At 67.0% G+C, this 23,715-nt stretch carries 19 protein-coding genes; 10 read left to right on the top strand and 9 right to left on the bottom strand.

Annotation, left to right across the window (positions count from 1 at the left end):
• Positions 1-36 precede the first annotated feature (36 nt).
• A complete protein-coding gene (locus JWN03_RS19340) occupies positions 37-1,275 on the bottom strand; it encodes a class I adenylate-forming enzyme family protein (protein ID WP_297616631.1) in 1,239 nt (412 codons plus the stop codon).
• A gap of 133 nt (positions 1,276-1,408) precedes the next feature.
• Positions 1,409-2,203: an enoyl-CoA hydratase/isomerase family protein gene (locus JWN03_RS19335; protein WP_297616629.1), complete on the bottom strand. Its 795-nt coding sequence runs from the start codon at positions 2,201-2,203 to the stop codon at positions 1,409-1,411.
• Positions 2,204-2,307: 104 nt separating this feature from the next.
• Here JWN03_RS19335 and JWN03_RS19330 point away from each other — a divergent pair, with 104 nt between their 5' ends.
• Complete coding sequence (locus JWN03_RS19330) at positions 2,308-3,333, top strand: glutathione S-transferase family protein (RefSeq protein WP_297616626.1); 1,026 nt, start codon at positions 2,308-2,310, stop codon at positions 3,331-3,333.
• A gap of 95 nt (positions 3,334-3,428) precedes the next feature.
• Here the strand turns inward: JWN03_RS19330 and JWN03_RS19325 are convergent, their stop codons facing one another.
• Positions 3,429-3,848 carry a VOC family protein gene (locus tag JWN03_RS19325; RefSeq protein ID WP_297616623.1) on the bottom strand — a complete coding sequence of 140 codons (420 nt, stop codon included), beginning with the start codon at positions 3,846-3,848 and terminating at the stop codon, positions 3,429-3,431.
• Between the two features lie 4 nt (positions 3,849-3,852).
• Complete coding sequence (locus JWN03_RS19320) at positions 3,853-4,692, bottom strand: helix-turn-helix domain-containing protein (protein ID WP_297616817.1); 840 nt, start codon at positions 4,690-4,692, stop codon at positions 3,853-3,855.
• 270 nt (positions 4,693-4,962) lie between these two features.
• On the opposite strand from JWN03_RS19320, the gene JWN03_RS19315 reads away from it, so the two are divergent.
• The 3 genes from JWN03_RS19315 (at position 4,963) to JWN03_RS19305 (ending at position 7,722) form a co-directional block, all read left to right on the top strand.
• The gene (locus JWN03_RS19315) at positions 4,963-5,682 is read left to right on the top strand and encodes a hypothetical protein (protein WP_297616620.1); all 720 of its coding nucleotides are present in this window, start codon (positions 4,963-4,965) and stop codon (positions 5,680-5,682) included.
• Positions 5,679-6,623 (top strand): ABC transporter ATP-binding protein, encoded by a 945-nt coding sequence (locus JWN03_RS19310; RefSeq protein WP_297616617.1) that lies wholly within the window; start codon positions 5,679-5,681, stop codon positions 6,621-6,623. Before JWN03_RS19315 ends, JWN03_RS19310 begins: the two co-directional genes overlap by 4 nt.
• A gap of 304 nt (positions 6,624-6,927) precedes the next feature.
• Positions 6,928-7,722, top strand: coding sequence for an ABC transporter permease subunit (locus JWN03_RS19305; protein WP_297616614.1), 795 nt, complete (start codon positions 6,928-6,930; stop codon positions 7,720-7,722).
• A 10-nt stretch (positions 7,723-7,732) separates the two neighbouring features.
• Here the strand turns inward: JWN03_RS19305 and JWN03_RS19300 are convergent, their stop codons facing one another.
• The gene (locus JWN03_RS19300; protein WP_297616611.1) at positions 7,733-8,272 is read right to left on the bottom strand and encodes a VOC family protein; all 540 of its coding nucleotides are present in this window, start codon (positions 8,270-8,272) and stop codon (positions 7,733-7,735) included.
• A 161-nt stretch (positions 8,273-8,433) separates the two neighbouring features.
• On the opposite strand from JWN03_RS19300, the gene JWN03_RS19295 reads away from it, so the two are divergent.
• The 4 genes from JWN03_RS19295 (at position 8,434) to JWN03_RS19280 (ending at position 17,000) form a co-directional block, all read left to right on the top strand.
• The gene (locus tag JWN03_RS19295) at positions 8,434-12,333 is read left to right on the top strand and encodes an ABC transporter ATP-binding protein (protein WP_297616608.1); all 3,900 of its coding nucleotides are present in this window, start codon (positions 8,434-8,436) and stop codon (positions 12,331-12,333) included.
• A gap of 114 nt (positions 12,334-12,447) precedes the next feature.
• The gene (locus JWN03_RS19290) at positions 12,448-16,224 is read left to right on the top strand and encodes a multifunctional oxoglutarate decarboxylase/oxoglutarate dehydrogenase thiamine pyrophosphate-binding subunit/dihydrolipoyllysine-residue succinyltransferase subunit (protein WP_297616605.1); all 3,777 of its coding nucleotides are present in this window, start codon (positions 12,448-12,450) and stop codon (positions 16,222-16,224) included.
• A 135-nt stretch (positions 16,225-16,359) separates the two neighbouring features.
• The gene (locus JWN03_RS19285) at positions 16,360-16,575 is read left to right on the top strand and encodes a type II toxin-antitoxin system VapB family antitoxin (RefSeq protein WP_297616602.1); all 216 of its coding nucleotides are present in this window, start codon (positions 16,360-16,362) and stop codon (positions 16,573-16,575) included.
• The gene (locus tag JWN03_RS19280; RefSeq protein ID WP_297616599.1) at positions 16,572-17,000 is read left to right on the top strand and encodes a type II toxin-antitoxin system VapC family toxin; all 429 of its coding nucleotides are present in this window, start codon (positions 16,572-16,574) and stop codon (positions 16,998-17,000) included. Before JWN03_RS19285 ends, JWN03_RS19280 begins: the two co-directional genes overlap by 4 nt.
• Before the next feature lie 34 nt (positions 17,001-17,034).
• On the opposite strand, the gene JWN03_RS19275 is transcribed toward JWN03_RS19280, so the two are convergent.
• Entirely contained in the window at positions 17,035-18,192 is a 1,158-nt protein-coding gene (locus JWN03_RS19275) for a serine hydrolase domain-containing protein (RefSeq protein WP_297616596.1), read from the bottom strand.
• A 260-nt stretch (positions 18,193-18,452) separates the two neighbouring features.
• Here JWN03_RS19275 and JWN03_RS19270 point away from each other — a divergent pair, with 260 nt between their 5' ends.
• Together JWN03_RS19270 and JWN03_RS19265 are read left to right on the top strand one after the other, a co-directional pair.
• Positions 18,453-19,163, top strand: a complete 711-nt coding sequence (locus JWN03_RS19270) for a PadR family transcriptional regulator (protein ID WP_297616593.1) — start codon at positions 18,453-18,455, stop codon at positions 19,161-19,163.
• 11 nt (positions 19,164-19,174) lie between these two features.
• Positions 19,175-20,650 (top strand): DHA2 family efflux MFS transporter permease subunit, encoded by a 1,476-nt coding sequence (locus JWN03_RS19265; RefSeq protein WP_297616590.1) that lies wholly within the window; start codon positions 19,175-19,177, stop codon positions 20,648-20,650.
• A gap of 75 nt (positions 20,651-20,725) precedes the next feature.
• Here JWN03_RS19265 and JWN03_RS19260 read toward each other — a convergent pair whose 3' ends face one another.
• The 3 genes from JWN03_RS19260 to JWN03_RS19250 form a co-directional block, all read right to left on the bottom strand.
• Positions 20,726-21,346 (bottom strand): Uma2 family endonuclease, encoded by a 621-nt coding sequence (locus tag JWN03_RS19260; RefSeq protein ID WP_297616587.1) that lies wholly within the window; start codon positions 21,344-21,346, stop codon positions 20,726-20,728.
• A gap of 112 nt (positions 21,347-21,458) precedes the next feature.
• A complete protein-coding gene (locus tag JWN03_RS19255) occupies positions 21,459-23,162 on the bottom strand; it encodes a molybdopterin-dependent oxidoreductase (RefSeq protein WP_366914448.1) in 1,704 nt (567 codons plus the stop codon).
• 126 nt (positions 23,163-23,288) lie between these two features.
• Complete coding sequence (locus tag JWN03_RS19250) at positions 23,289-23,705, bottom strand: VOC family protein (protein ID WP_297616584.1); 417 nt, start codon at positions 23,703-23,705, stop codon at positions 23,289-23,291.
• Positions 23,706-23,715: the final 10 nt, after the last annotated feature.

Below are 23,715 nucleotides of genomic sequence, written 5' to 3'. Positions count from 1 at the left end.
GGATGACGAAGGCCTGCCGAAATTCCGGGCGGGCCGCTAGTCGGCGGGGGCGCGGCGGACCAGGCCGTCGGGGTCGATGCTGACGTGGTTGCCGGTGTGGAACCAGGGGCCGGTGAAGCGGGATTCGGTGGTTTGCGGGTCGTTCCAGTAGCGGGGGGCGACATTCGGGCCGCGGCAGAGCAATTCGCCGCGGCCGGTGTCGGCGCGGGGTCCCCAGAGGGCGAGTTCGGTTCCGCCGAAGGCGAATCCGAGGACGTCGCGGGCGGCGGCGCCGTCGTCTCGGGCCAGGCCGATGCCGCTGGTTTCGGTGGCGCCCCAGACCGACCACTGGCGGGCCTCGGGGAAGATTTCGCGGAGGGTGGCGGCGACCGAATCCGAGGCGGCCGGATCGGCGGCGGCGAGTTCGGCGCGATGCCCGGCGCTGCAGACCTGACGGACGTGATCCAGGCGCAGACCCGCAAGTTCCGGCAGCAGGCCCGCAAAAATTCTGGGAGTGGCAGAAACCATGTCTATGCGTTCCGCGACAAGGGTTTCCGCAACGGCCGCCCGGTCCGGGACCAGGACCACGGTGCCCCCTACCGCGAAGGTCGGCAGCAGCTGATCCACCACACCGCTGGCGTGCGCCAGCGGCAGCAGCACCAGATTGCGCAGGCCCTCGGTCGGCAGATCCAGCGCGCCAACCACGGATCGGATTGCGGAGAGCAGGTTTTCGTTGGTCAGCTCCACACCGCGCGGGCCGGTCTCGGCGCCCGGGCTGGTGTAGCAGAGCAGGGCCAGTTCACCCAGTGACGCACCATCGTCGATGAACGCCGCGCCATCGGGCAGCGCATCCAGATAACCGGCCGCGCTACCGCCGCCGTCCAGGATGTAATCGGCGGCGGCATCGCGAATCACGCGCTCCGCCACCGCATCCGGCAGCCGGTCGTGCACCAGGACCGGCACCGCGCCGGACAGCAGTGCGCCCAGGAAGGCCTGCACCCAGCGCACGCCCACCGGCATTCGTACTGCGACCCGGTCTCCGTAACCGATTCCGTGCTCCTGCAATCCTCCTGCTATCCGGGAGGCGGAGTACCAGAGTTCGCGATAGGTGAGGCGGGGGCCGCCGATCTCGACCACCGCCTCCCTGGAGGCGAACGTGTGCACCTGGATATCCAGCAGCTCGGTGAGCGCCGGAGTCAGGTTCCCGTACCGCAGCACGCCATCGGCGCCGCGCGCAAGAGGGTTGGCGCACCAGGCATTTCGCGAGTGCGGGTATTCGACCAGTAACTGCGACATCCGTCCCTCCGAGCGCCTCGAGCCTGCAGGCACCAGTGACTATATGATGCACATCACATGTTTGGGCGGATTGTCGGCAAACGTAGTCGAGCCGTCACGGCACGGAAACGACCCAGGCGGTACGGAAGACGGTTCAGCGACCGGTGTAGGTGGCCTTTCCGGGGCCGACCTCGAGGAAGCTCTGCACCGCGTTCTGCAGGTCCTCGGTGGCGAAGAGCTGGCCCGATACCTGCGGCGTCACCGAATCCGCATGCGCCACACCACCGGAACGCCACGCACCGATGATCTCCTTGGTCGCGGCATGCGCACGGGTCGGTCCGTCGGCGAGTCGCGCCAGCAGTGCGCGCGCGGCCGTGTCGACGTCCTCGTGCACGGCATTCACCACACCCCAGTCGGCCATGGTCGCCGCGTCGTACAGATCACCGGTCATGACGAATTCCCGGGCGCGACCGGAACCGGCCCGCTCGGCCAGCCGCTGCGGGCCGCCCATGGACGGGGTCAGGCCGACCACCGTCTCCACCAGACCGAACTTCGCCCGGGGCGCGGCCAGAATGATGTCGCAGGCCAGCGCGATCTCGAAGGCCGCGGTGAGGGTCAGGCCGTGCGCGGCGAAGATGACCGGGCAGGGCAGCGACTCCAGCGGATGGATGATGCGCGCGAACAGCGTCTGCCACAGGTGCGCACCCTCCGCCATCGACAGCCCGTCGAAGACGTGCACATCCACACCGCCGGACACCAGCTTGCCCTCGGCGCGCAGCAGCACCGCACGCGGCGGCTCGGCGGCCAGCTCCTCGATATCGGCGGCGATCGCCTCGAACAACGCCTTGTCGAAGAGGTTCAGCGGCGGGTGGGCGATGGTGAGGATCGCGGCCTGCGCACCCCCCTCGGTGACGATGCGTTCCAGGCGGGTGGGCTTCGTGTCGGTCATCAACTGAATGTATGCGCAGTCACTTCACCGGAACAGAGCGGGCTTGCCACCGACGCGCGCCGCCGACCACCGCAGTACGGCACCGGATCTGCGAGACTGGGCCGGTGACCACGTCGAAATCGGAGAACGGCAGCTACGTCGAACCCGGCGAGTTCAAACGGGACACGAACTACATCACCAGCCGCATCACGGCCGACGGGCGCGACGGATATCCGGTCGAATCCGGCCGGTATCGGTTGATCGCGGCGCGCGCCTGCCCCTGGGCCAATCGCACCATCATCGTGCGCCGGCTGCTGGGCCTGGAATCGGCGCTGTCCCTGGGACTGTGCGGGCCCACGCACGACAAGCGCAGCTGGACCTTCGATCTGGATCCCGGCGAGGTGGATCCGGTGCTGGGGATTCATTTCCTGCGCGATGCGTACCTGGCCCGGTATCCGGATTATCCGCGCGGCATCACGGTGCCCGCCGTCGTGGATGTTTCGACCGGGCAGGTCGCCACCAACGACTACGCGCAGATGACCCTGGACTTCTCCACCGAGTGGGCCGAATTCCACCGGCCCGGCGCACCTCGGCTCTATCCCGAGGATCTGCGCGAAGAGATCGACCTCGTCAATCGGCGGGTCTACACCGAGGTCAACAATGGCGTCTACCGCTGCGGATTCGCCGGTGACCAGGACGCCTACGACGCCGCCTACGACCGGCTCTTCACCGCTCTCGACTGGCTCACCGAACGACTCTCGACGCAGCGATACCTGTTGGGCGACACCATTACCGAAGCGGATGTGCGGCTGTTCACCACGCTGGCCCGCTTCGATCCCGTCTACCACGGGCACTTCAAATGCAATCGGGAGAAGCTCACCGAAAACCCGGTGCTGTGGTCCTACGCCCGCGACCTCTACCAGACACCGGGGTTCGGCGACACGATCGACTTCACGCAGATCAAGCAGCACTACTACATCGTCCATGCGGACATAAACCCCACGCGGATCGTCCCCAGGGGCCCCGACCTGGCCAACTGGCTGACCCCGCACGGCCGGGAAGCCTTGGGCGGCAAGCCCTTCGGCGACGGCACCCCTCCCCCGCCGCCGCTGCTCACCGAGCGCGTCCCCACGGGTCACGCCCCCAGCTGACCCGAACGCCGGTGGCGGGCTGCCCCGTCATCCCGGCATACTTTTGGCCGGGATCCACACCCGCAACGCCCCAACAGGTTCCGGCGCAAGGCAGTTCAGTGGGATTGGGCGCCGCGGTAGGTGCCGAAGCTCCAGTAGACGCCCTCGAGGTCGCGGCAAGTGAAACCTCGGGATTCGTAATCGGTTTCGTCGGTGAGTTCCCTGGTGATCTCGGCGCCTGCCGCCTTGGCTCGGGCGTAGAGGCTGTCGGGATCGTCGAGGGCGATGTAGATGGAGCCCGCGCCCGGAGACTGGCAGGACTGGGCCACGCCCTCGCGGACGGAGCCGAGCATGACGGCGCCGCCACCGGGCCAGGCGAGCTCGGCGTGATCGACGACGTCGCCCACGCCGTAGCTGGCGGTGGTTTCGAAGCCGAAGGCCTGCTCCAGGAAGCGGATGGCGGCACGGGCGTCGCGGTAGACCAGGGTGGGCCACACGACCGTGGCGGTCTTTACTGAGGATCTCGTATCTGTCATGAGGTCAGCCTCCTACTCCGGTGGGTTGTTGGTCTTGGACGAATGGGAACTCCTCGCGTTCCCGCCAGACCGACGGCGGCAGACCGGCCAGTTCACGCCATTCGCGGGCCATATGCGCCTGGTCGTAGTACCCGCAGAGCGTCGCGGTCTCGGCCAGCGACGGCGGTTCGGGGCGGCGCATCATCGCGTGGGAACGTTCGAAGCGCGCGATGCGCGCGACATCCTTCGGGCTCACCCCGAGTTCGGCGGTGAAGCGATTAACGAGATGCCTTCGGCTCCAACCTATTTCGTTGGCAACCGCGGCCACCCGCACCATGGTTTCGGGGCCGGAGAGCAGATCCCAGGCGTGCGTGAGCTCCGGATCCCAGGACACCGGCAGCACCCGTCGCAGCAGAATTTCATCCAGAATGGCGAAACGCTCGGGCCAGCCCGGGGCGGTCCCGAGTCGTTCGCGCAGCTCCCCGGCACGCGCACCCAGTACCTCCCCCAGATCGACGATCCAGGAACCCAGCGCCGCGGCCGGAGCGCCGAACAACGCCCGGCAGCCCTGCGGCGTCAACGCCAGTTGCACCCCGTACTGGTAACCGTTGTGCGCGATCACGCACGGGCGAGTGCTCAGCCCGCTGGCCAGCATTTCCCAGCTGCCGCCCGCCTGCTCCGGATGCGAGGAAACCGGCACCTCGATGGGCTCGTCGATGGTGATGATCACCGTCACCCCGGAACCGGGCATGCCCACATGCGTTCCCGGCGCGAAGCCGAGCAACCGGTAGCCCTCGTAACTGAGGACATAGGGGCGCAGCTGCGGATCCGGTATCCCGCTCGCGCCTTCGGACACACCTGCCACAACGTCCACGGTAAGCTCCCCCGCCTCTCCGCGCCTCTTGTCGGCCGTTGGGAGCCCCGACAGTTTCGCTCCGGACCGGCGGGAGGATGCCGAGCACGTTCTGGGTGTTCCCCGGGAGTTGCCCAACACTCGCCGAATCGGTTGTCACGAGAGGAGGCCCACAGCGCAAGCGGCCGGGGTTGTGATCTGGAACCGGCACGTCTCGCCGATCGTTGAAGCGGTGCAATAGAGTTTCGGTCGGAGGACCGCGCGAAGTTAAGGGGTGTGTCGATGTTCAAGGCCGGGTTCGAGAAGGCGGTCGTCTCGCTCCTCGACAATGGGGCGCAGGTGCAGGGGCCCGCTGTCACGAAGTACGTACAGCGGCTGCGGGACACCCATCCCGGGGAATCCCCTGCCGAGATCGTGACGCGCATCGAGAAGCTCTACCTGAACACCGTGACCAGCAGCGGCACCGCGGTCGGCGCGACCGCCGCGATTCCGGGGGTCGGCACCGCCGCCTCGCTTGCGGCCATGAGCGCCGAGACCGCGTTCTTCCTGGAGGCGTCGGCGGTGTACACGCTCGCCGTCGCGGCCGTGCACGGCGTCGCCCCCGAGGACCGGGAACGCCGCCGGGCCCTGGTGCTGGCGGTGGTACTCGGCGAGACCGGCATGGAGATCGTGCAGAAGAGTGTCGCCGGCTCCGCCAAGAATTGGGGCGGACTGCTGGCCACCGGCAAGATCCCCGGCATCGGCGCGCTGAACGACACGCTGCTCAAGCGATTCCTGACACGATTCCTCGCCAAGCGCAGCGCGCTCATGGTCGGCAAGATCATTCCGGCCGGCATCGGCGCGGCCATCGGCGGATTCGGCAACCGGGCGCTGGGGCACCGCCTGATCGACAACGCCCGCAAGGCATTCGGCGCACCGCCGCAGACCTGGCCGCGACCGCTGGTGATCGATGCCGACCCGCTGCCCGCCGTGGAAGCCGCACCCCGGATTCCGAAGCAGTGACCCAGGCCCGCCCGCTCGCCTTCGCCGCCGCCGGGCTGAGCAAGACCTTCGACACCGTCACCGCGGTTGACGACGCGAGCTTCGTGGTGCCCGCGGGCAAGGTGGCCGCGCTGGTCGGCCCGCGCGGTGCGGGCAAGACCACCGTGCTGCTCATGCTGCTGGGCCAGCTGACACCCACGTCCGGCACCGCTCGCGTCGGTGGACCGGGGTCCGGCGCCCGGCAGGGACGACAGTCGGTGGGCGCGGTGCTGTCACCGCGCGGTCTGCATCCGGCGCGGACCGTGCGCGGGCAATTGCGCGTGTTCGCCGCTGCCGCAGGCGCTTCCGGGGCCCGCGTGGACGAATTGCTCACGCTGACCCGGCTCGATGCGGTGGCAGACGAGCGCATCGGCGGTCTGCCGGTCGGCGCGCAGACCCGTTCGGCGCTGGCCATCGCCCTGCTCGGCAACCCGCCGCTGCTGATCCTCGACGACCCCGTCGAGGGCCTCGACCCCGGTGAAAGCGCCTGGCTCACCGAATATCTGAACGCGCACGCTCACCGCGGCGGCACCGTCCTGCTGACCTCCCGCACGCTGAGCGCCGCCCTGCCCATCGCGGACGAGCTGATCGTCCTCGATGCCGGCAAGGTCACCTATCAGGGCAGCCCGGCCCGGCTGCGCCGCAGCCACCCGGATCGCCTGCTGGTCAAGGCCTCCAGCCCGATCGCGCTGGCCACCACCCTGGCCGCCCAGGGCTTCACCGACGCCGTCATGCGCCCCGACGGCCGTCTCGCCGTCGCCGAAGCCTCACTGGCACAGCTCGAATCGGCCGCCGCCGCTGCCCGGGTCCAACTCACCGAAATCACCCCCGAACACATTCACCCCGACCAGGTCCTGGCCGCCCTCACCCGCCCCACCCCCACCTCCTACCCTGCCCCGGCGATGTACGGGATGCCGCGTTGAGCGCACTCCGGCGCAACCCCGAGCCACTCAGCGGCGGAACGGCTACCGTCCGGGCCGGGTCGACACCGCATGTCCCCGGTCAACGGAATACATTGCGACACTCCCGGACCCGCGGAGCACTGCCGCTCCGGGCTTCCGGCGGGTTGTGGATAGTTCGGGCCGATCGGGGTCCGGCCGCGACCAGTGGCGCGCGGCCGAGTCCGGCTGATACGGGTCGAATCTCATATGCCACTCCGATCGCGGTTGCGGCCCTCGGCGGCACGATTCCCACGGCGGCTGATGGTTTGCGACGAAAGGACCTTCGATGATTCTGACCGCTGTGCCGGATTCCGTGCTGCGGGCGGCGAATTCGGAGGTGCGCAAGGTGACCTCGCTGCGGATGAACCGGAGGCTGGCCGCGGTGGCGGCCGGGGTCGGGTTGGTGGCGTTCGCGGTGCTGGGGATGGTTTTCCAGGAGGCGGACGCCAGCCATAAACACACGTTCATCGGAGCGGTGGGGTGGGCGGCGGTCGCGGCGGCGGGGGCATTGCTGCTCGCCGTGGTGCTGGCCGCGGCGTTCGGGGCGGTGTCGTCGGGTTCGGAGTATCGGTACGGAACGCTGGCGGTGAACGCGCAGTTCACGCCGGACCGGAATCTGCTGCTCGGCTCGAAACTCGCGGTGGCAGGCGGATTTTCGCTGGCCGTCGTGCTGGTGATGGAGATTCTCGGTGGGGCCGCCCTGGCGCTGTTCGGGCGGGATCGGGTGCAGCTCGGCGGCGAGTTGTTCGCCGTTCTGGGCGGCGCGGCACTGGCCGCCGTGTGCTGGTCCGTGATCGGCGCGGCGCTCGGATTCATCCTCCGGTCGCCGGTGCAGGCCATGGTCGCCATGCTCGGCGTAGTCATTATCGAGCCGCTGGTGTGGCTGACCGCCCGTGCGGTGGGCTTCGCCGGATTCGCGACGCTGCTGCCGCTCTCGGCCACCGTGGGCACCATGACCGACGGCAGCTACGCCAAGAGCGACTTCATCGCCCCCACCCCGGCAGCCATTGCGGTACTGATCCTTTGGACGGCGGGCGCGGTCGCGGCCGCGTGGTGGATCCTCACCACCCGCGACCTCTGACCCGCTCGACTCAGTCGGCGGTGCGGTCGGCGAAGAGCCGGCGCCAGACCTCGTGATCGGTACGCGGACCGCCGGGGGTATCCGCGCCGTACTTCGCGATCAAGCCGGGTAGGTCCAGCGGGGTGGTGGGCGCGGCCATATTCGTCAGCTCCGCCTCGACGGCGGAATCCGGCACCAGCCAGCAGACCTCGAATTCGATGCCGTCCGGATCGGCGGCGTAGAGCGCCTTGGTGGAACCGTGATCGGAGGCCCCGCGCAGCACACCCGCCGTGGTCAGCGCATCACGCATGCGCTGCAACTCCTCGAGCGTGTTCACCTCCCAGGCCAGGTGGTACAGCCCGATACGCCCGGTGCGGTGCTCGACCGACGGGTCCGGGGACTGGAACAGGCCCAGATCATGATCATTGGCCGACCCCTCCGCCTGCAGGAACACCGCGCCCGGGAAACCACCGGGTAGCCGCCGGAAACCCAGCACCTCGCCGTAGAAGGCTGCCGAGCGCTCCACATCGGAGACGAACAGAACAGCATGGTTGAGACGCTGGATCGGCATGGGTGCGGCTCCAATTCGAGTTGTCGTGGTGCTGTCCAGCGGACCACGCGCGCACCGCCGGGCACAAGCCGACGTCCCACTTCGCACCCGACTCGCGATGTGTGTCGGTGGTCGGGAACAAACTGGGGGGAGGGTCGTCGTTACGGCTTTAGGTGAGTGCGATGAAGGTGGATGAGGCCGGGGTGGAGAAAACAGGGGCGGACCAGGCGAGATCAGCAGAGTCGGAGGCAGGCGCCCCCGGCTGGCTGCGACGGCTCTGGGAGCGATGTCGGCAGCACCCGTGGTTGCTCGCCGGGATCGGCGCGGCGGTGCTGGTGGGCGCCACGGTGGAGGTCACCGGGCCGCTGCTGGCCAAGCGCGCACTCGACGGAGCCACTGCCGGAAACAGCGGAATCATCACCGCCATGGCCTGGCTGCTGGGCATGCTGGCGGTGGGCCGGTTCCTCGCCTCCTACGGGCGGCGCATGGCCGCCGGGCGGCTCGCCCTCGATGTGCAGCACGAACTGCGCGTGGATCTGCTCGCGGCACTGCAGCGCCTGGACGGCCGGGGGCAGGACGCACTGCGCACCGGGCAGGTCGTCTCCCGATCGATCAGTGATCTCACCCTGGTACAGGGCCTGCTCGCCATGGGACCGTGGTCCGCGGTGGCGGCTCTGAATTTCGTGCTCGCCGCCGGCATCATGCTGTGGCTGTCCCCGCTGCTCGCCCTGACCGCACTGCTGGTGGTTCCGGTGCTGGCCGTGGTCGTCTACCGGGTGCGGCCGAAGCTGTACGCGGCCACCTGGTCGGCACAGCAGCGAGCGGCCGATGTGGCCCAGCATGTGGAGGAAACCATCACCGGAGTGCGCGTGGTGAAGGGCTTCGGGCAGGAAGCCCGCATGGTGGATCTGCTGGAGCGGCAAGGCAAACGGCTCTATGCCGAGCGCATGCGCGCCGCCCGCATCGACGCCCGCTTCGGGCCGACCCTCTCGGCCATCCCGCAGGCCGGGCTGGTGGCGGTGATTGCCGCGGGCGGTGTGCTGGCCCTGCACGGCGCCATCGGGCTCGGCACCTTCCTGGCCTTCACCGCCTACGTCTCGACCATGACCAATGCCACCCGCACCGTCGCCATGGTCGTGGTGATGGCGCAGTTGACCCGCGCCGCGGCCGAACGCGTGCACCAGGTGATCGACAGCGCGCCCGAGCAGACCGATCCCGCGCATCCGGTGGCGCTGCCGGATGGGCCGCTCGGCATCGAAATCTCCGACCTGACTTTCGGATTCGACCCGGATCGCCCCATTCTGGACGATTTCGATCTCACGGTGGCGCCCGGTGAGACGGTGGCCGTCATCGGCCCGGCCGGCTCCGGCAAATCCACGCTGTCGCTGCTGCTCCCCCGCTTCTACACCCCACAGTCGGGCCGGATCTCCCTGTACGGCAAGGATTCCCAGGCGGATATCGCCGACCTGCGCGCCACCGACCTGCGCGCGGCGGTGGGCGTGGTCTTCGACGAAGCCTTCCTGCTGTCGGACACCATCACCGCGAATATCGGCCTCGGCAATCCGGATGCCACCGAGGCCGAAATCCGCACGGCCGCAACCCGAGCCGCCGCCGACGAATTCATCGAGGCCCTCCCCCAGGGCTACGACACCGTGGTCGGCGAACGCGGCCTCACCCTCTCCGGCGGCCAGCGCCAGCGCATCGCCCTGGCCCGCGCCCTGCTCGCGAACCCCCGCATCCTCATCCTGGACGACGCGACCTCGGCCGTGGACGCCCTCACCGAAGCCGCCATCTTCGCGGCCCTCCCCACCGACCAGGCCCGCACCACTCTGATCCTGGCCCACCGCGAATCCACCCTCACCCACGCCGACCGCATAATCCGCCTCCCCGGACCCACCGCACGCACGCTGCCTGCCGGGAATCGGCCCGCGGCATCCGGCGACGTCGAACGCTCGGCACCGGAAAGACGTTCATCCGACCAGGCTCTTGCCCATGGCGGGACCGTACCGGACTCGGGCGCAACACAATTCGCGACTCAGATGTCGAACGGGCATGCCGCGCAAGGCGGCGGAGCCGAGCGGACGACGCAGGACGGGAGTGGCTCCGGGGCGGAGCTGGATCCCGATACGCCGGCCGAGGTCCGGCGGGTGTTGGCACGGCTGGCTGCCGCGACCGAGCAGCCGGAGTTGGACGGGCGGGAGTTGCGGGAGGCCGATCCGGAGTTCCGGCTGGGGAAGGCTATGCGGGCCGTGCGGTGGCTCGTGGTGGCGGCGGTGACACTGCTGGCGGTGGATGCCCTTGCCGGCGTGGCGTTTCCGTCGATTGTGCGGTATGCCATCGACGCCGGTGTGACCAGGCACGATGGCGGAGCGCTGGTGCGCGCGGCCGTGATCGGGGCGGTGCTGGCCGGGGTGGGATGGCTGGCCGCTTCGACGGCGCTGGTGTGGGGTTCGCGGGCCGGCGAGCGGATCCTCTTCGGGTTGCGGGTGCGCAGTTACGCGCATCTGCAGCGGCTCGGGCTGGACTACTACGAGCGCGAACTGTCGGGGCGAATCCTGACCCGCATGACCACCGATATCGACGCCCTCTCCACCTTCCTGCAGACCGGCGTGCCGGATGCGCTGGTGAGCCTGCTCATGCTGGTGGGCATCGCAGTGGCACTGCTGGTGATCGACGCGCAGCTGGCCCTGGTGGTGTTCCTGTCGCTGCCGCCACTGCTGTTGGCCACCTGGTGGTTCCGGCGCGCCTCCGATGCCGCGTACACCGAATCGCGCGAGCATGCGGCCACCGTCAACGCGGACTTCGCCGAGAATGTGGCGGGACTGCGTGTGGTGCAGGCCAATCGGCACGAACAGTTCTCCTCCGAGCGCTTCGCGCAGTACTCGGACCGCTACCGGATCAGCCGCATGCGGGCGCAGCGGGCGATCTCGGTGTTCTTCGCCTTCGTCGGCTCGTGGGCCGATATGGCGCTGGCGGTCGTGGTTTTCACAGGTGCGCATGCGGTCGCGAACGGCACTACGACAGCGGGCACCCTGGTGGCCTTCGTGCTGTACCTGGAGTTGCTGTTCGGCCCCATCAGTCAGCTGTCGCAACTCTTCGACGGCTATCAGCAGGCCCGAGTCGGGTTGCGGCGCATCGGGGATCTGCTCGCCACCCCGTCCTCGATTGCCGCCGACGCCCCCGATGCGGTCACCATCGAGGGCAGGCTGCACGGCGAGGTGGTCTTCGACAAGGTGCGATTCAGCTATCCGGGCACCGATACCCGGGCCCTCGACGGGGTCAGCCTGCGCATTCCGGCCGGCACCAGCCTGGCACTGGTCGGCGCGACCGGCGCGGGCAAATCCACCATCGTGAAACTCCTGGCCCGGCTCTACGACATGCCCTATGACGGAAATCACGATCATGGGCGCCCGGTCGGACAAGTCGCAATAGCCGATTCGCATGACGTTCACCGCATCGGCGTCGAACACGGCGAAATCCGGGTGGACGGCGTCGATATCCGCGACTACCGGCTCACCGACTACCGATCACGGTTGGGTGTCGTGCCTCAGGAAGCTCACTTATTCACAGGTGACATCGCCAGCAACATTGCATTCGGCAAACCTCTTGCGAAGGCAGCGGAGATCGACGCCGCGGCCGCGGCCGTCGGCGCGCTGACGACCATCAACGCTTTACCGCTGGGAATGCGGCAGCCGGTGGGTGAACGCGGTCGCGGGCTTTCCGCCGGACAGCGGCAGCTGATCGCACTGGCACGAGCGGAACTGGTGCACCCCGATCTGCTGCTGCTCGATGAGGCAACTGCGGTGCTGGATCCCGCCGCCGAGGCATCGGTACTGGTAGCGAGCGAATCTGTGACGCACGGACGGACCGCGGTAATCGTCGCGCACCGCCTCGCCACCGCCGCGCAGGCCGATCTGATCGCCGTCGTCGAACACGGCAAGATCGCCGAAATCGGCACTCATGAAGAACTGCTATCAACACGCGGCGGGTACTCCCGCCTGTGGGCTGCGGCGCAGGCTACGGAAGGAATATTCTCAGTCGAGGACGAGTCGTCACAAGGGAGCGTGTCCGCTCGGTGGTAGTCCATGCCCATGGGCTTACCGGGGTGGGCATATCCTCAGAGGGGGCGCATCGGCGCGCATCGAGCCGATTACCCGTGCCGGGCACGTCACAAACGTCGCAGCGCGAAGAACGAAATGAGGCGAACACCTGCTGTGAGCAGCTCAACAGACCAGTTCGGACAGAACCAGTGGCTTGTCGACGAGATGTATCAGAAGTACAAGCAAGACCCGTCGTCGGTCGATGAGAGCTGGCACGAGTTCCTCGCCGATTACACGCCGGAGAAGACCGGCGACACCGGCAACGGCCAGTCGGCCGCTCCAGCCCCGACTGCCGTAGCAAACACCCCCGCGCCTGCGGCCCCCGCCGCCCCGAAGCCCGCGCCCGTTGCCGCCGCGCCCGCCCCGGCACCGGTTGTCGCTCCGGCTCCGGCGCCCGCACAGGTGCGTGCCCCGCAGACCACTCCGGCTCCGGCCTCCAATGCCGCCCCCACTTCGGGCGCGCCGAAGGCCGCTGCCACAGACGAGACCAAGATCCTGCGCGGACCTGCCGCCGCGGTCGTCAAGAACATGTCGGCGTCGCTGTCCATCCCGACGGCGACCAGTGTGCGGGCCATCCCCGCCAAGCTGATGATCGACAACCGGCTCGTCATCAACAACCACCTCGCGCGTACCCGCGGTGGCAAGATCTCCTTCACCCACCTGCTCGGCTACGCAATTGTGCAGGGCGTCAAGGCTTTCCCGAACATGAACCGGCACTTCGCCGAAATCGACGGCAAGCCGAACTCGGTCACCCCGGCGCACACCAACCTGGGCCTGGCCATCGACCTGCCCGGCAAGGACGGCAACCGCACGCTGGTGGTCGCGGCCATCAAGAACACCGAGGGCATGACCTTCGCGCAGTTCCACACTGCGTACGAGGACATCGTCCGGCGCGCGCGCGTCGGCAAGCTGACCGCTGACGACTTCGCCGGTGTCACCATCTCGCTGACCAACCCGGGCACCATCGGCACCAATCACTCTGTGCCGCGGCTGATGCCGGCGCAGGGCGCGATCATCGGCGCGGGCGCCATGGAGTACCCGGCCGAGTTCCAGGGCATGGCCGACGAGCAGCTGGCCGATATCGGCATCGGCAAGCTCATGACGCTGACCTCCACCTACGACCACCGCATCATTCAGGGTGCGGAGTCCGGTGACTTCCTGCGGACCGTGCACAACCTGCTGATCTCGGACGAGTTCTACGACGAGATCTTCCACGGCATGGGTGTCCCCTACGAGCCGGTGCGCTGGCGCAAGGACATCAAGGAACGCGGTATCGACAAGTCGACCCGCGTCCAGGAGATGATCACCGCGTACCGCAACCGCGGTCACCTCATGGCCGATACCGATCCACTGCGGTTGGTGCACGACAAGTTCCGCTCGCATCCGGACCTGGATGTCACCCAGCACGGCCTGACCCTGTGGGACCTGGATCGCGAATTCAATGTCGCGGGCTTCCACGGCCAGGAGCGCATGAAGCTGCGCGATGTGCTGTCCATCCTGCGTGATGCGTACTGCCGCCACGTGGGCGTCGAGTACACCCACATCCTGGATCCCGAACAGCTGCACTGGATTCAGGAGCGCGTCGAGCAGAAGCATGAGAAGCCTTCTGTCGCGGAGCAGAAGTACATCATGTCCCGGCTCAATGCGGCCGAGGCGTTCGAAACCTTCCTGGCCACCAAATACGTTGGCCAGAAGCGCTTCTCGCTCGAGGGCGCCGAGTCCGTCATTCCGATGATGGACGGCGTCATCGATCAGTGCGCCGAATACGCGCTCGACGAGGTCGTCATCGGTATGCCGCACCGCGGCCGCCTGAACGTGCTCGCCAATATCGTCGGCAAGCCCTACTCGAAGATCTTCACCGAGTTCGAGGGCAATATGAACCCGGCCGCCACCCATGGCTCGGGCGATGTGAAGTACCACCTGGGTGCGCGCGGCACCTACATCCAGATGTTCGGCGACAACGACATCGAGGTGTCGCTGACCGCCAACCCGTCGCATCTGGAGGCCGTCGACCCGGTGCTCGAGGGTCTGGTGCGCGCCAAGCAGGACCTGCTCACCAAGGAAGATCTGGTCACCAAGGGTGAAGAGGATCGCAGCTTCTCCGTCGTGCCGCTCATGCTGCACGGTGACGCGGCCTTCGCCGGTCAGGGTGTGGTCGCCGAGACCCTGAACCTGTCGGGTCTGCGCGGCTACCGCACCGGTGGCACCGTGCACATCGTGGTGAACAACCAGATCGGCTTCACCACCGCTCCCGAGTACTCGCGCTCCACCGAATACTCCACGGACATCGCGAAGTTCATCGGTGCGCCGGTGTTCCACGTGAACGGTGACGACCCCGAAGCCTGTGTGTGGGTGGCGAAGCTGGCCGTCGACTACCGCGAGCGGTTCCACCGCGATGTGGTCATCGACATGATCTGCTACCGCCGTCGCGGCCACAACGAGGGCGACGACCCGTCGATGACGCAGCCGGAGATGTACGACGCCATCGACACCAAGCGCTCGGTCCGCAAGGCGTACACCGAAAGCCTCATCGGCCGTGGGGATATCTCCATGAAAGAGGCCGAGGACGCACTGCGCGACTACCAGGGCCAGTTGGAGCGAATCTTCAACGAGGTGCGCGAGCTGGAGAAGTACGTTCCGGAGCCGTCCGAATCGGTCGAGGACGAGCAGCAGATGCCGACCACCCTGGTCACCGCGGTCGACAAGACCGTGCTGCAGCGCATCGGCGACTCGTTCGTGAACGTGCCCGAGGGCTTCAATGTGCACCAGCGCGTCAAGCCGGTCATGGAGAAGCGCCGCGAAATGGCGTACGAGGGCAAGATCGATTGGGCCATGGGCGAATTGCTCGCCTTCGGTTCGCTGGTCGATGAGGGTAAGGCGGTGCGCCTGACCGGTCAGGATTCGCGTCGCGGCACCTTCTCGCAGCGGCATTCGGTGATCATCGACCGCAAGACCGGTGGCGAGTACACGCCGCTGCACAACATCGGTTCGACGAACCCGGGCTGGTTCGCGGTGCACGATTCGGCGCTGTCCGAGTACGCCGCTGTCGGTTTCGAATACGGTTACTCGCTCGGCAATACCGATGCACTGGTGTTGTGGGAGGCGCAGTTCGGTGACTTCGTCAACGGCGCGCAGACCATCATCGACGAGTTCATCTCCTCCGGTGAGGCCAAGTGGGGCCAGCTCTCCGAGGTTGTGCTGCTGCTCCCGCACGGCCACGAGGGTCAGGGTCCGGACCACACCTCCGGTCGTATCGAGCGGTTCCTGCAGCTGTGCGCCGAGGGTTCGATGACGGTGGCGGTTCCCTCCACCCCGTCGAACTACTTCCACCTGCTGCGCCGGCACGCACTGGACGGCATCCGCCGCCCGATGGTGGTCTTCACCCCGAAGTCCATGCTGCGCAACAAGGCTGTGGTCTCCGAGGTCGAGGACTTCACCGACAACAAGTTCCGCAGTGTGCTCGAGGAGCCCACCTACGAGACCGGTGACGGCGACCGTTCGAAGGTCAAGCGCATCCTGCTGACCTCCGGCAAGATCTACTACGAGCTGGTCGCGGAGAAGAACAAGAACAAGCGCGACGATGTCGCGATCATCCGCACCGAGCAGCTCTACCCGATCCCGAAGTTCCGTCTCAACGAGGCGCTCGAGGGTTACGCCAACGCCACCGATCTGGCGTGGGTCCAGGAGGAGCCCGCCAACCAGGGCGCCTGGCCGTTCTTCGGCCTGAACCTCCCGGAGATCCTCCCCGCCCGCTTCGCCAAACTCCGCCGCATCTCCCGCCGCGCCATGTCGGCCCCGTCCTCGGGTTCGTCCAAGGTGCACGCGGTGGAACAGGCCGAGATCATCGGCGAGGCATTCGCCCCGACCGCATAATCCCCTATGCACCCGCTGGGCCGGATCTCTCCCCGAGAGATCCGGCCCAGCGCCGTTTCGCAGTGAGTCCGTGACCAGCAGTATTACGAATCCCGCGTATTATTAATATCGGCAGATCATAATATGGAGGTGTTCATGGCTACGACAGTCGAGATTCCCGACGAAGTGCTGGCCGAAGCGATGCGCCTCACCGGCCTCACGACCAAGAAGGCGGTCATCAATCTTGCGATGGCGGAGCTCGTTCAGGGCTACCGGCAGCGCGAAGCCTTGACCCGGCTGAAGCGGATGGATCACAACCCATTCCTAACCGAGGAAGAACTCGCTGAGGTGACCACCTCGGACGAGCCGTGACCGCGGGCAGCGATCGGCCTCACTACCTGCTCGACCAATCGGTCATGTCCCACTACTGGACACAGCCGGCGGTGCGTCACCGCGTGGACGAGCTGGCCGTTTTCGGCGTGCTGTGCTCCTCGACGGTCACAATGGACGAGGCCCGCTTCAGTGCCCGCAACAAGCGCGATCTCGGGTTCATCACCGAGCTCTACGGATCGGTATTCCGTTGGCTCCCAACCGATGTCGACGTCGAGAAGCAGGTAGCCCACATCCGGTCCGCGCTGTGGAAGATCGGCGCCGGGCGCGGCGCTCAGACCACGGATATCCAGATCGCCGCAATTGCCCTGCGCCACAATGCAACTGCTGTGCACAACGACACTGACTTCGTCACTATCCAGCGCGCAGTCCCCGAACTGCAGCAGCTGCGAATTTCACCAGAGTGAGGGCGTGACCGGAATCGAAGTGGCGCAGGCCGTTTCAGGGCTTGGGCTTCGAGGGGCTGGTTTCGCAGAGTGCTGTGGCTAGGGCGGTGCGGATATCGGTGTCCTGTGTTGGGTTTTCGCCGGGGTAGAGGTTGACCATTATTGTTGCGGTGCGGCCGTCGGGGGTGGTCGCGCCCAGGGTTTGGAAGCCCATGATGCCTCCGTCGTGTCCCCAGTACAGGCCGCCGCACGGTAGTGGTGTGCTTTGTAGACCCAGACCGTAGGCATCGTTGGATGAATCGCCGGTCGGGCGGGTTGTCATCATTGCCTGGAGTTCGGGCTGGGGCAGGAGGCGACCGTTCATGAGGGAGCTGAGGAACTGGTTCAGATCCGTTGCGCTGGAGATCATCGAGCCGGCGGAGCCGGCGATCGACGGGTTGAACTCGGTGAGGTCGAGGGGATCGGCGTTTCCCTGCTTGGCGTAACCCTGCGGGTGATCGCCCGGGATGCTCGGGGCGTCGCCGGGAACGGAAGTGTCGTGCAGGGCGAGCGGCTGAATGATGCGCTGGTCGACCTCCTCCCCGTATGGGCGGCCGGTGACGTGCTCGATGAGCATGCCTGCCAGCAGGTAATTCGTATTGGAGTACGACCAGCCGGTTCCCGGCGGGAACAGCAGCGGATGGGCCAGCGCAGTGTTCACGAGTTCCAGTGGATCATGGTGTCCGAGTGAATCTTTCAGGATCTGTTCCGGGGTCATATCGTCCAGGTAGTCGGGCAGCCCGCTGGTGTGCTGGAGCAACTGCCGCACCGTGATGCCATGCCCGTCATAACCATTGCCCCGGATCACTGCGGGCAGGTACTGCTCGACCGGCGCGTCGAGTGCCACCCGCTGCTCGCTTACGAGCTGCAGCACCACGGTGGCCACGAACATCTTGGTCATGCTGCCGATGCGGAACCGGCTGTCGCCGGCCATCGGCGCATGGGTCCCGATGTTCGCGACACCACTCGTCAGCACGGTGCGGCCGTGCGTATCGCGCACTTCGAGCAACGCACCCGGTGCGCCGTCGGCTGTGGTCAACCGCTGCAGAATGTTCCGTACGTCGGTATAGCCGGGCGGGGCCGCGGTACCCGCATGGTCCCCGGTCCCGCACGCGCTCAGCGTCAGTGCGGCGGTGGCGCACACAGCGCCGAAAATATAGGTGTACCTGCGCATTTCGTCCTCCCAAGGAGTAGCAGGACTGATCCTAGGAAGCACCGGCCGGAGACACCTCACCCCCGAGAGCCACATTGGTACACCGTCTTGCAATACCCGGGTACCAGACGATCCCACCCGGAGGTGGTGCCTTCAGCGCCAGCGGTAATGACTTGCATCGGAGATGCTCCGTGTCGTAATATTCCATGCGGAATATTTGGTGCGGAGGATATCGGTCGCGGGCGGTAGCGTCGGTGATCGGCGAATGAGAGGGAGGGCGTATGGCCGGCAAGCAGACGGGTATAGCGCTGACGCCATTGGCGGTCGCGGTGCTCGCGCTGCTGGAGGAAAAGCCGATGCATCCGTACGAGATGTACCAACTACTCATGACCCGGCACGAGGACGAGCTGGTGAAGATCAAACCCGGCTCGCTCTATCACACGGTGGCACGATTGGCCGAGCAGGAACTGGTGGTCGCGGAGGGTACGGATCGGGCCGGTAACCGGCCCGAACGCACCACCTACCGCATCAATCCGGTGGGCCGCGACACCTTGCGCGCCCGGATCGCGGAAATCCTCCGCCGACCCGTCAAGGAGTACCCGATCTTTCCGGTCGGTATGGCCGAGGCGCACAATTTGCCGGTGCACGATGTGATCGTTCTATTGCGTGAACGCGTCACCTGGGTCGACGGCCAGATCGCCGAATACGAGGCGCTGCAGGACTGGGTCGCATCCCGACAGGTACCGCGGCGTTTCTGGATGATCATCGAGTACCTGCACGTCATGAATGTCACCGAAGCCGGATGGTTGCGGCGCGTGCTCACCGAACTGGAGAGCGGCGAACTGCCCTGGGACACCTTCGCCCCGGAGACAGGCGAACGCAACAACGATTGCGGTGCGCAACTGGGCGCCGGTTGGGGCGCAGGCCTCAGCGATTCGGATTTCGCTGCCGTCCGCAAGGGCATCGTCCCCGTGAACACAGACCCGAGATAGGAACCATTCCCATGTCCACTCAACGCAATCCGTGGCTCGCGCTATATGCGCTGGTTGTCGGGTTCTTCATGATCCTGCTGGACATGACCATCGTCGCGGTGGCCAATCCGGCGATCAAGGAGGCCTTCGACGCCGATTACAACAGGGTCATCTGGGTGACCAGCGCGTACCTGCTCGCGTACGCCGTACCGCTGCTGGTGGCCGGGCGCCTCGGGGATCGCTTCGGTCCCAAGAACATCTACCTCATCGGCCTCGTCGTCTTCACCGCCGCCTCGCTGTGGTGCGCCGAATCGGGCAGCATCGAGATGCTCATCGCGGCGCGTGCCGTGCAGGGCCTGGGCGCGGCGCTCATGACGCCGCAGACCATGGCCGTCATCACCCGCACCTTCCCGCCGGACAAGCGCGGCGCGGCCATGGGTCTGTGGGGCGGTGTCGCCGGTCTGGCCACGCTCGTCGGCCCCATCCTGGGCGGTGTGCTGGTCGACTGGAAGGGCTGGCAGTGGATCTTCTACGTGAACGTGCCGATCGGCATCGTGGCGTTCGCGCTGGTGGTCTGGCTGGTGCCCGCGCTGGAAACCCACGACCACAAGTTCGATTTCGTGGGTGTGGCGCTCTCGGCTGTCGGCATGTTCCTGCTGGTCTTCGGTATCCAGGAGGGCGGCACCCGCGACTGGGACGCCATCACCTGGCTGATGATCGGCGGCGGACTGGTGGTCCTCGCACTGTTCGTGGTCAATCAGGCGCGCAATTCCGATGAGCCCCTGGTGCCGATGAGCCTGTTCAAGGACCGCAACTTCTCGCTGTCGAGCCTGGCCATCGCCTCCATGGGTGCGGCGATCACCTCCACGTTTGTGCCGTTCTACTTCTTCCTGCAGCAGGTGCACGGCATGTCGCCGACCAGGTCTGCCCTGGTGCTGGCGCCCATGGCGATTCTGACCGGTGTGTTCGCGCCGATCCTCGGCAAGATCTCGGACCGGATGCCGCCGCGGGTACTGCCGACCATCGGCTTCGCCGTCTTCGCGGCCAGCATCTTCGGTTTCGCCCTACTGATGAAGCCGGACACCTCGATCCCGCTGTTCCTGGTCATCGGCGGTATCGCCGGTATCGCGAATGCCTGCATCTGGGCGCCCCTGGCTACCACCGCCACCCACAACCTGCCGATTCAGCAGGCCGGTGCGGGCGCGGGCGTGTACAACACCACCCGTCAGGTGGGTTCGGTGCTCGGCTCCGCGGCCATCGCGGCCCTGATGTCGTCGCGTCTGGCGGCGCAGCACCTGGGCGGCGGGCCCGCCATGGAGGGCGGCGGCGGTTCCGCCAAGCTCCCGCCGGAGATCGCGGACCGGATCAGCACCGCGCTGAGCCAGTCCATGTACCTGCCGGCCTGCATCCTGCTGATCGGCGTGGCGGCGTCCGCGCTGTTCATCGGTCACGGCAAGGCTCCCGGCAAGCCGGCGGCCGCACCCGCCAAGGCGGATGTGGCGGGCTGAATCAGACTGTGCCACAACAGAGGCCCTCTTCGCAGCAGCGGAGGGGGCCTCTCCCGTCGGTAGCGCAAGGCCCCGTCAGTAGAGCAGACCGTAGAGCCGCGTCCAGTCGATTCGGATCTCGATCGGCATGTCCACCAAGGATTCTCCGCCGAGCGGATGCAGCCGGCGATGCGGGCGATAGCGGTCGAGGACCAGGACATGGGTCTGGATGGCGGTCACATGATCACGATCCAGATAGACGAGCCAATACCAGGGAATACCCGCTTGCGCGTATTCGGCCTGTTTGTCGGTGGTGTCGATACGTTCGGTCACCGGAGAGACCACTTCGACCGCGATCTTGATCCGAGCCGCGGGCAGCGGCCCGGAATCCGTTGGGGCACAAGAAAACATGGCGATATCCGGCCGCCGCAGCGTGACCCGCGGCGATTCCCACAGCAGCACATCCTTATCGGTGCCGACGTAGAGCGGCCCGTCGTTGTAGCGGCTCATATGCGCTTCGGCGCCGGCCTCCATCATGGCCCCGAGGCGCCGGGCCGCATTCTCGTGCCGATGCGCCGGCGGCTCGGCGCGCACCACATCACCGTTCACCACTTCGACGAGTCGGCAGAAGTCGCGGGGTAGTTGCTTCCATACATCGAGGGTGATCGGTTCGGGCTGCAGGTTTTCCGCCCGCGCCCATTCGAGTACTCCGGTCATGCGCGCTCCCTTGGATGGGCGTCGACGGCCGGGCCGATCGTAAACCGCGCACGCTTTCAAAAAGGCCGTTCGGCATTTTCGCCGCTCCGAACACCCAGGCAATTGCGATAATTCAGCCGATTCGGACGGAGATCGAGGGATAACCGGTCGCACCATCGGGCACCGGATAGGCCACATCGGAAGTCTGCACCGCACCGCCGCCGTCGGTGGAACGCGCCCACACGGTGTGCAGACCGGAGGTGGCCTGCCAATCGAAAACCCATTGCCGCCAAGTGTCTATGGAGGGCTCGGCGGCCAGCCGCGCGGGCTGCCACGCACCATTGTCGATCCGCACCTCGACCGCCTGAATGCCCCGATGCTGCGCCCACGCCACCCCGGCGACGGTGACCTTGCCCGCCGCGAGCGAGCTCGCCGTCGGGGTGTCGATGCGGGTGCCGGTCTTGATCGGACCGTCCTGCGACCAGCCGCGCTTGGTCCAATACGCTTGCGCGCGATCGAATCTCGTGATCTCGATATCGGTCACCCACTTGGTCGCCGAGACGTAGCCGTACAGTCCCGGCACCACCAGTCGCACCGGATATCCGTGCGCGGTGGGCAGCGGTTCACCGTTCATACCCACCGCCAGCAGGGCGTCGCGGCCGTCGGTGAGCGCCGCCAGCGGGCTGCCTGCCGTGAATCCGTCGATGCTGGTGGACAGCACCATATCCGCATCCGCGTGCGGGCCCGCCTCGGCGAGCAGTTCGTCCAGCCGATAGCCCAGCCAGCTGGCATTGCCGATGAGATCCCCGCCGACCGGATTGGAGACGCAGGTCAGCGTCACCAGTTTCTCGACGGCCTGCCGGGAGGCGAGATCGGCGTAGGTGAGCCGGATTTCGCGATCCACCATGCCGTGAATGCGCAGTGACCAACTGTCCTTACTCACCTGCGGGACAGTCAGCGCGGTATCGATGCGGTAGAAGTCGGCATTCGACGTGAGATACGGACTGAGGCCGGGGATCTCGAGATCCGCCGCCGGATCGACGACGGGCACCGGCCCGGAGGGCGAAGGTAGTTTCACCTCGGCGCGCTCGCTCGACACATTGTGCGATCGCAGTCCCACCACGCGACCCACCACACCCGCGCCGATGCCTGCCGCCGCGGCAATCACTATGCCCCGCATCACCTGTCGCCGCTGCAGCGCCAATTCGAACCGGGAATCGTCGGTGGTCGAACGGCTGACACCCGGCGCCGATCCGCCGGCAGCCGCGTTATCCGCAGCCGCTCCATCGGAAATATCGCCTGCTTCGGCGGACGGCCCCTCGGCCAGGCCGACTCCACCTGTCGCCGAAATCTTCGTAAGCGCCTCCGCCGCAGCCTCTTTCGATGCAAGCTCAGCCGAGGCGGCGGCGAACTCCTCGGTACGCCGAATCAGGCTGCGCAGCACCGCGATTCCGGCCCAGGCACCCAGCAGCGACGGCAGTGCCCAGGTCCATCCGGCGGTCGGGCGGCCCACGGCGGCGAGGAGGGACAGCAGCCCGAAGACACCGAAGGCAATCGATCCGATCGGCCGCCGCACCCGTTCGGCGAACCCCGCGAGCCCGGCCACCAGCACCGTCACAATGCCCATCGAAATGAACAGCAGCAGTTTGTCATCCGTGCCGACGGTCTCGATTACCCTCTCGCGCACGGTATCCGGCGTATGGTCGATCACCCACGCCCCGACCGCCTGCAACGGCGTGCTGTCGGTGCTGATCAGCACCGCCACCAGCTCGGCGACGCCCAGGGTCACCCCGGCCGCTGCCACTCCACTCGCTACCCGCAGTCCACGCTCGGCCACAAATCCGACCATACTGCGGTATCGGGTCGCGGGACCCACGCGGAAAATGACATTCCGGTGACGGCGCGGCGGGCCGGTGACCCCGTGGTCAGCGGCCCGCCGCGCGGCGAAAGGGTGGTGCGACCGCTACTGGGCCGGGGTGTAGTTGATCATCCACGGCACCGAGAACTTATCGGTGACCATGGCAAAGGCCTCGGCCCATTCGGTCTTGCCGAGCGGCATGGCCACTTGGCCGCCGGCGGCGAATTCATTGAAGACGCGCTCAGCCTCGGCCGGACTCTCCACATCGAGGCTCACCGCGAACGCCGGGTTGGCGGTGTTCACCTGCTGTCCGGGCGGGGCGTCGGAGGCCATCAGCAGGGTGTCGCCCAGCGGCAGTGCGATGTGCGCGATGCCGTTCTTCATTTCCGCGGGCAGGTCGGCGCCGCTTTCCATATCGCCGAAGCGCATGATCCGCAGCTCACCGCCGAGCACGGACTGGTAGAAGACGAACGCCTCTTCGGCATTGCCGTTGTAGACGAGGTACGGGTTTGCTGCGGGCATGGTTGCTCTC

Source organism: Nocardia sp. (assembly GCF_025465275.1).
Classification (GTDB): Bacteria; Actinomycetota; Actinomycetes; order Mycobacteriales; family Mycobacteriaceae; genus Nocardia.
The sequence above is the reverse complement of the archived record's forward strand: the minus strand, read 5'-3'. Positions and strand labels throughout refer to the sequence as shown.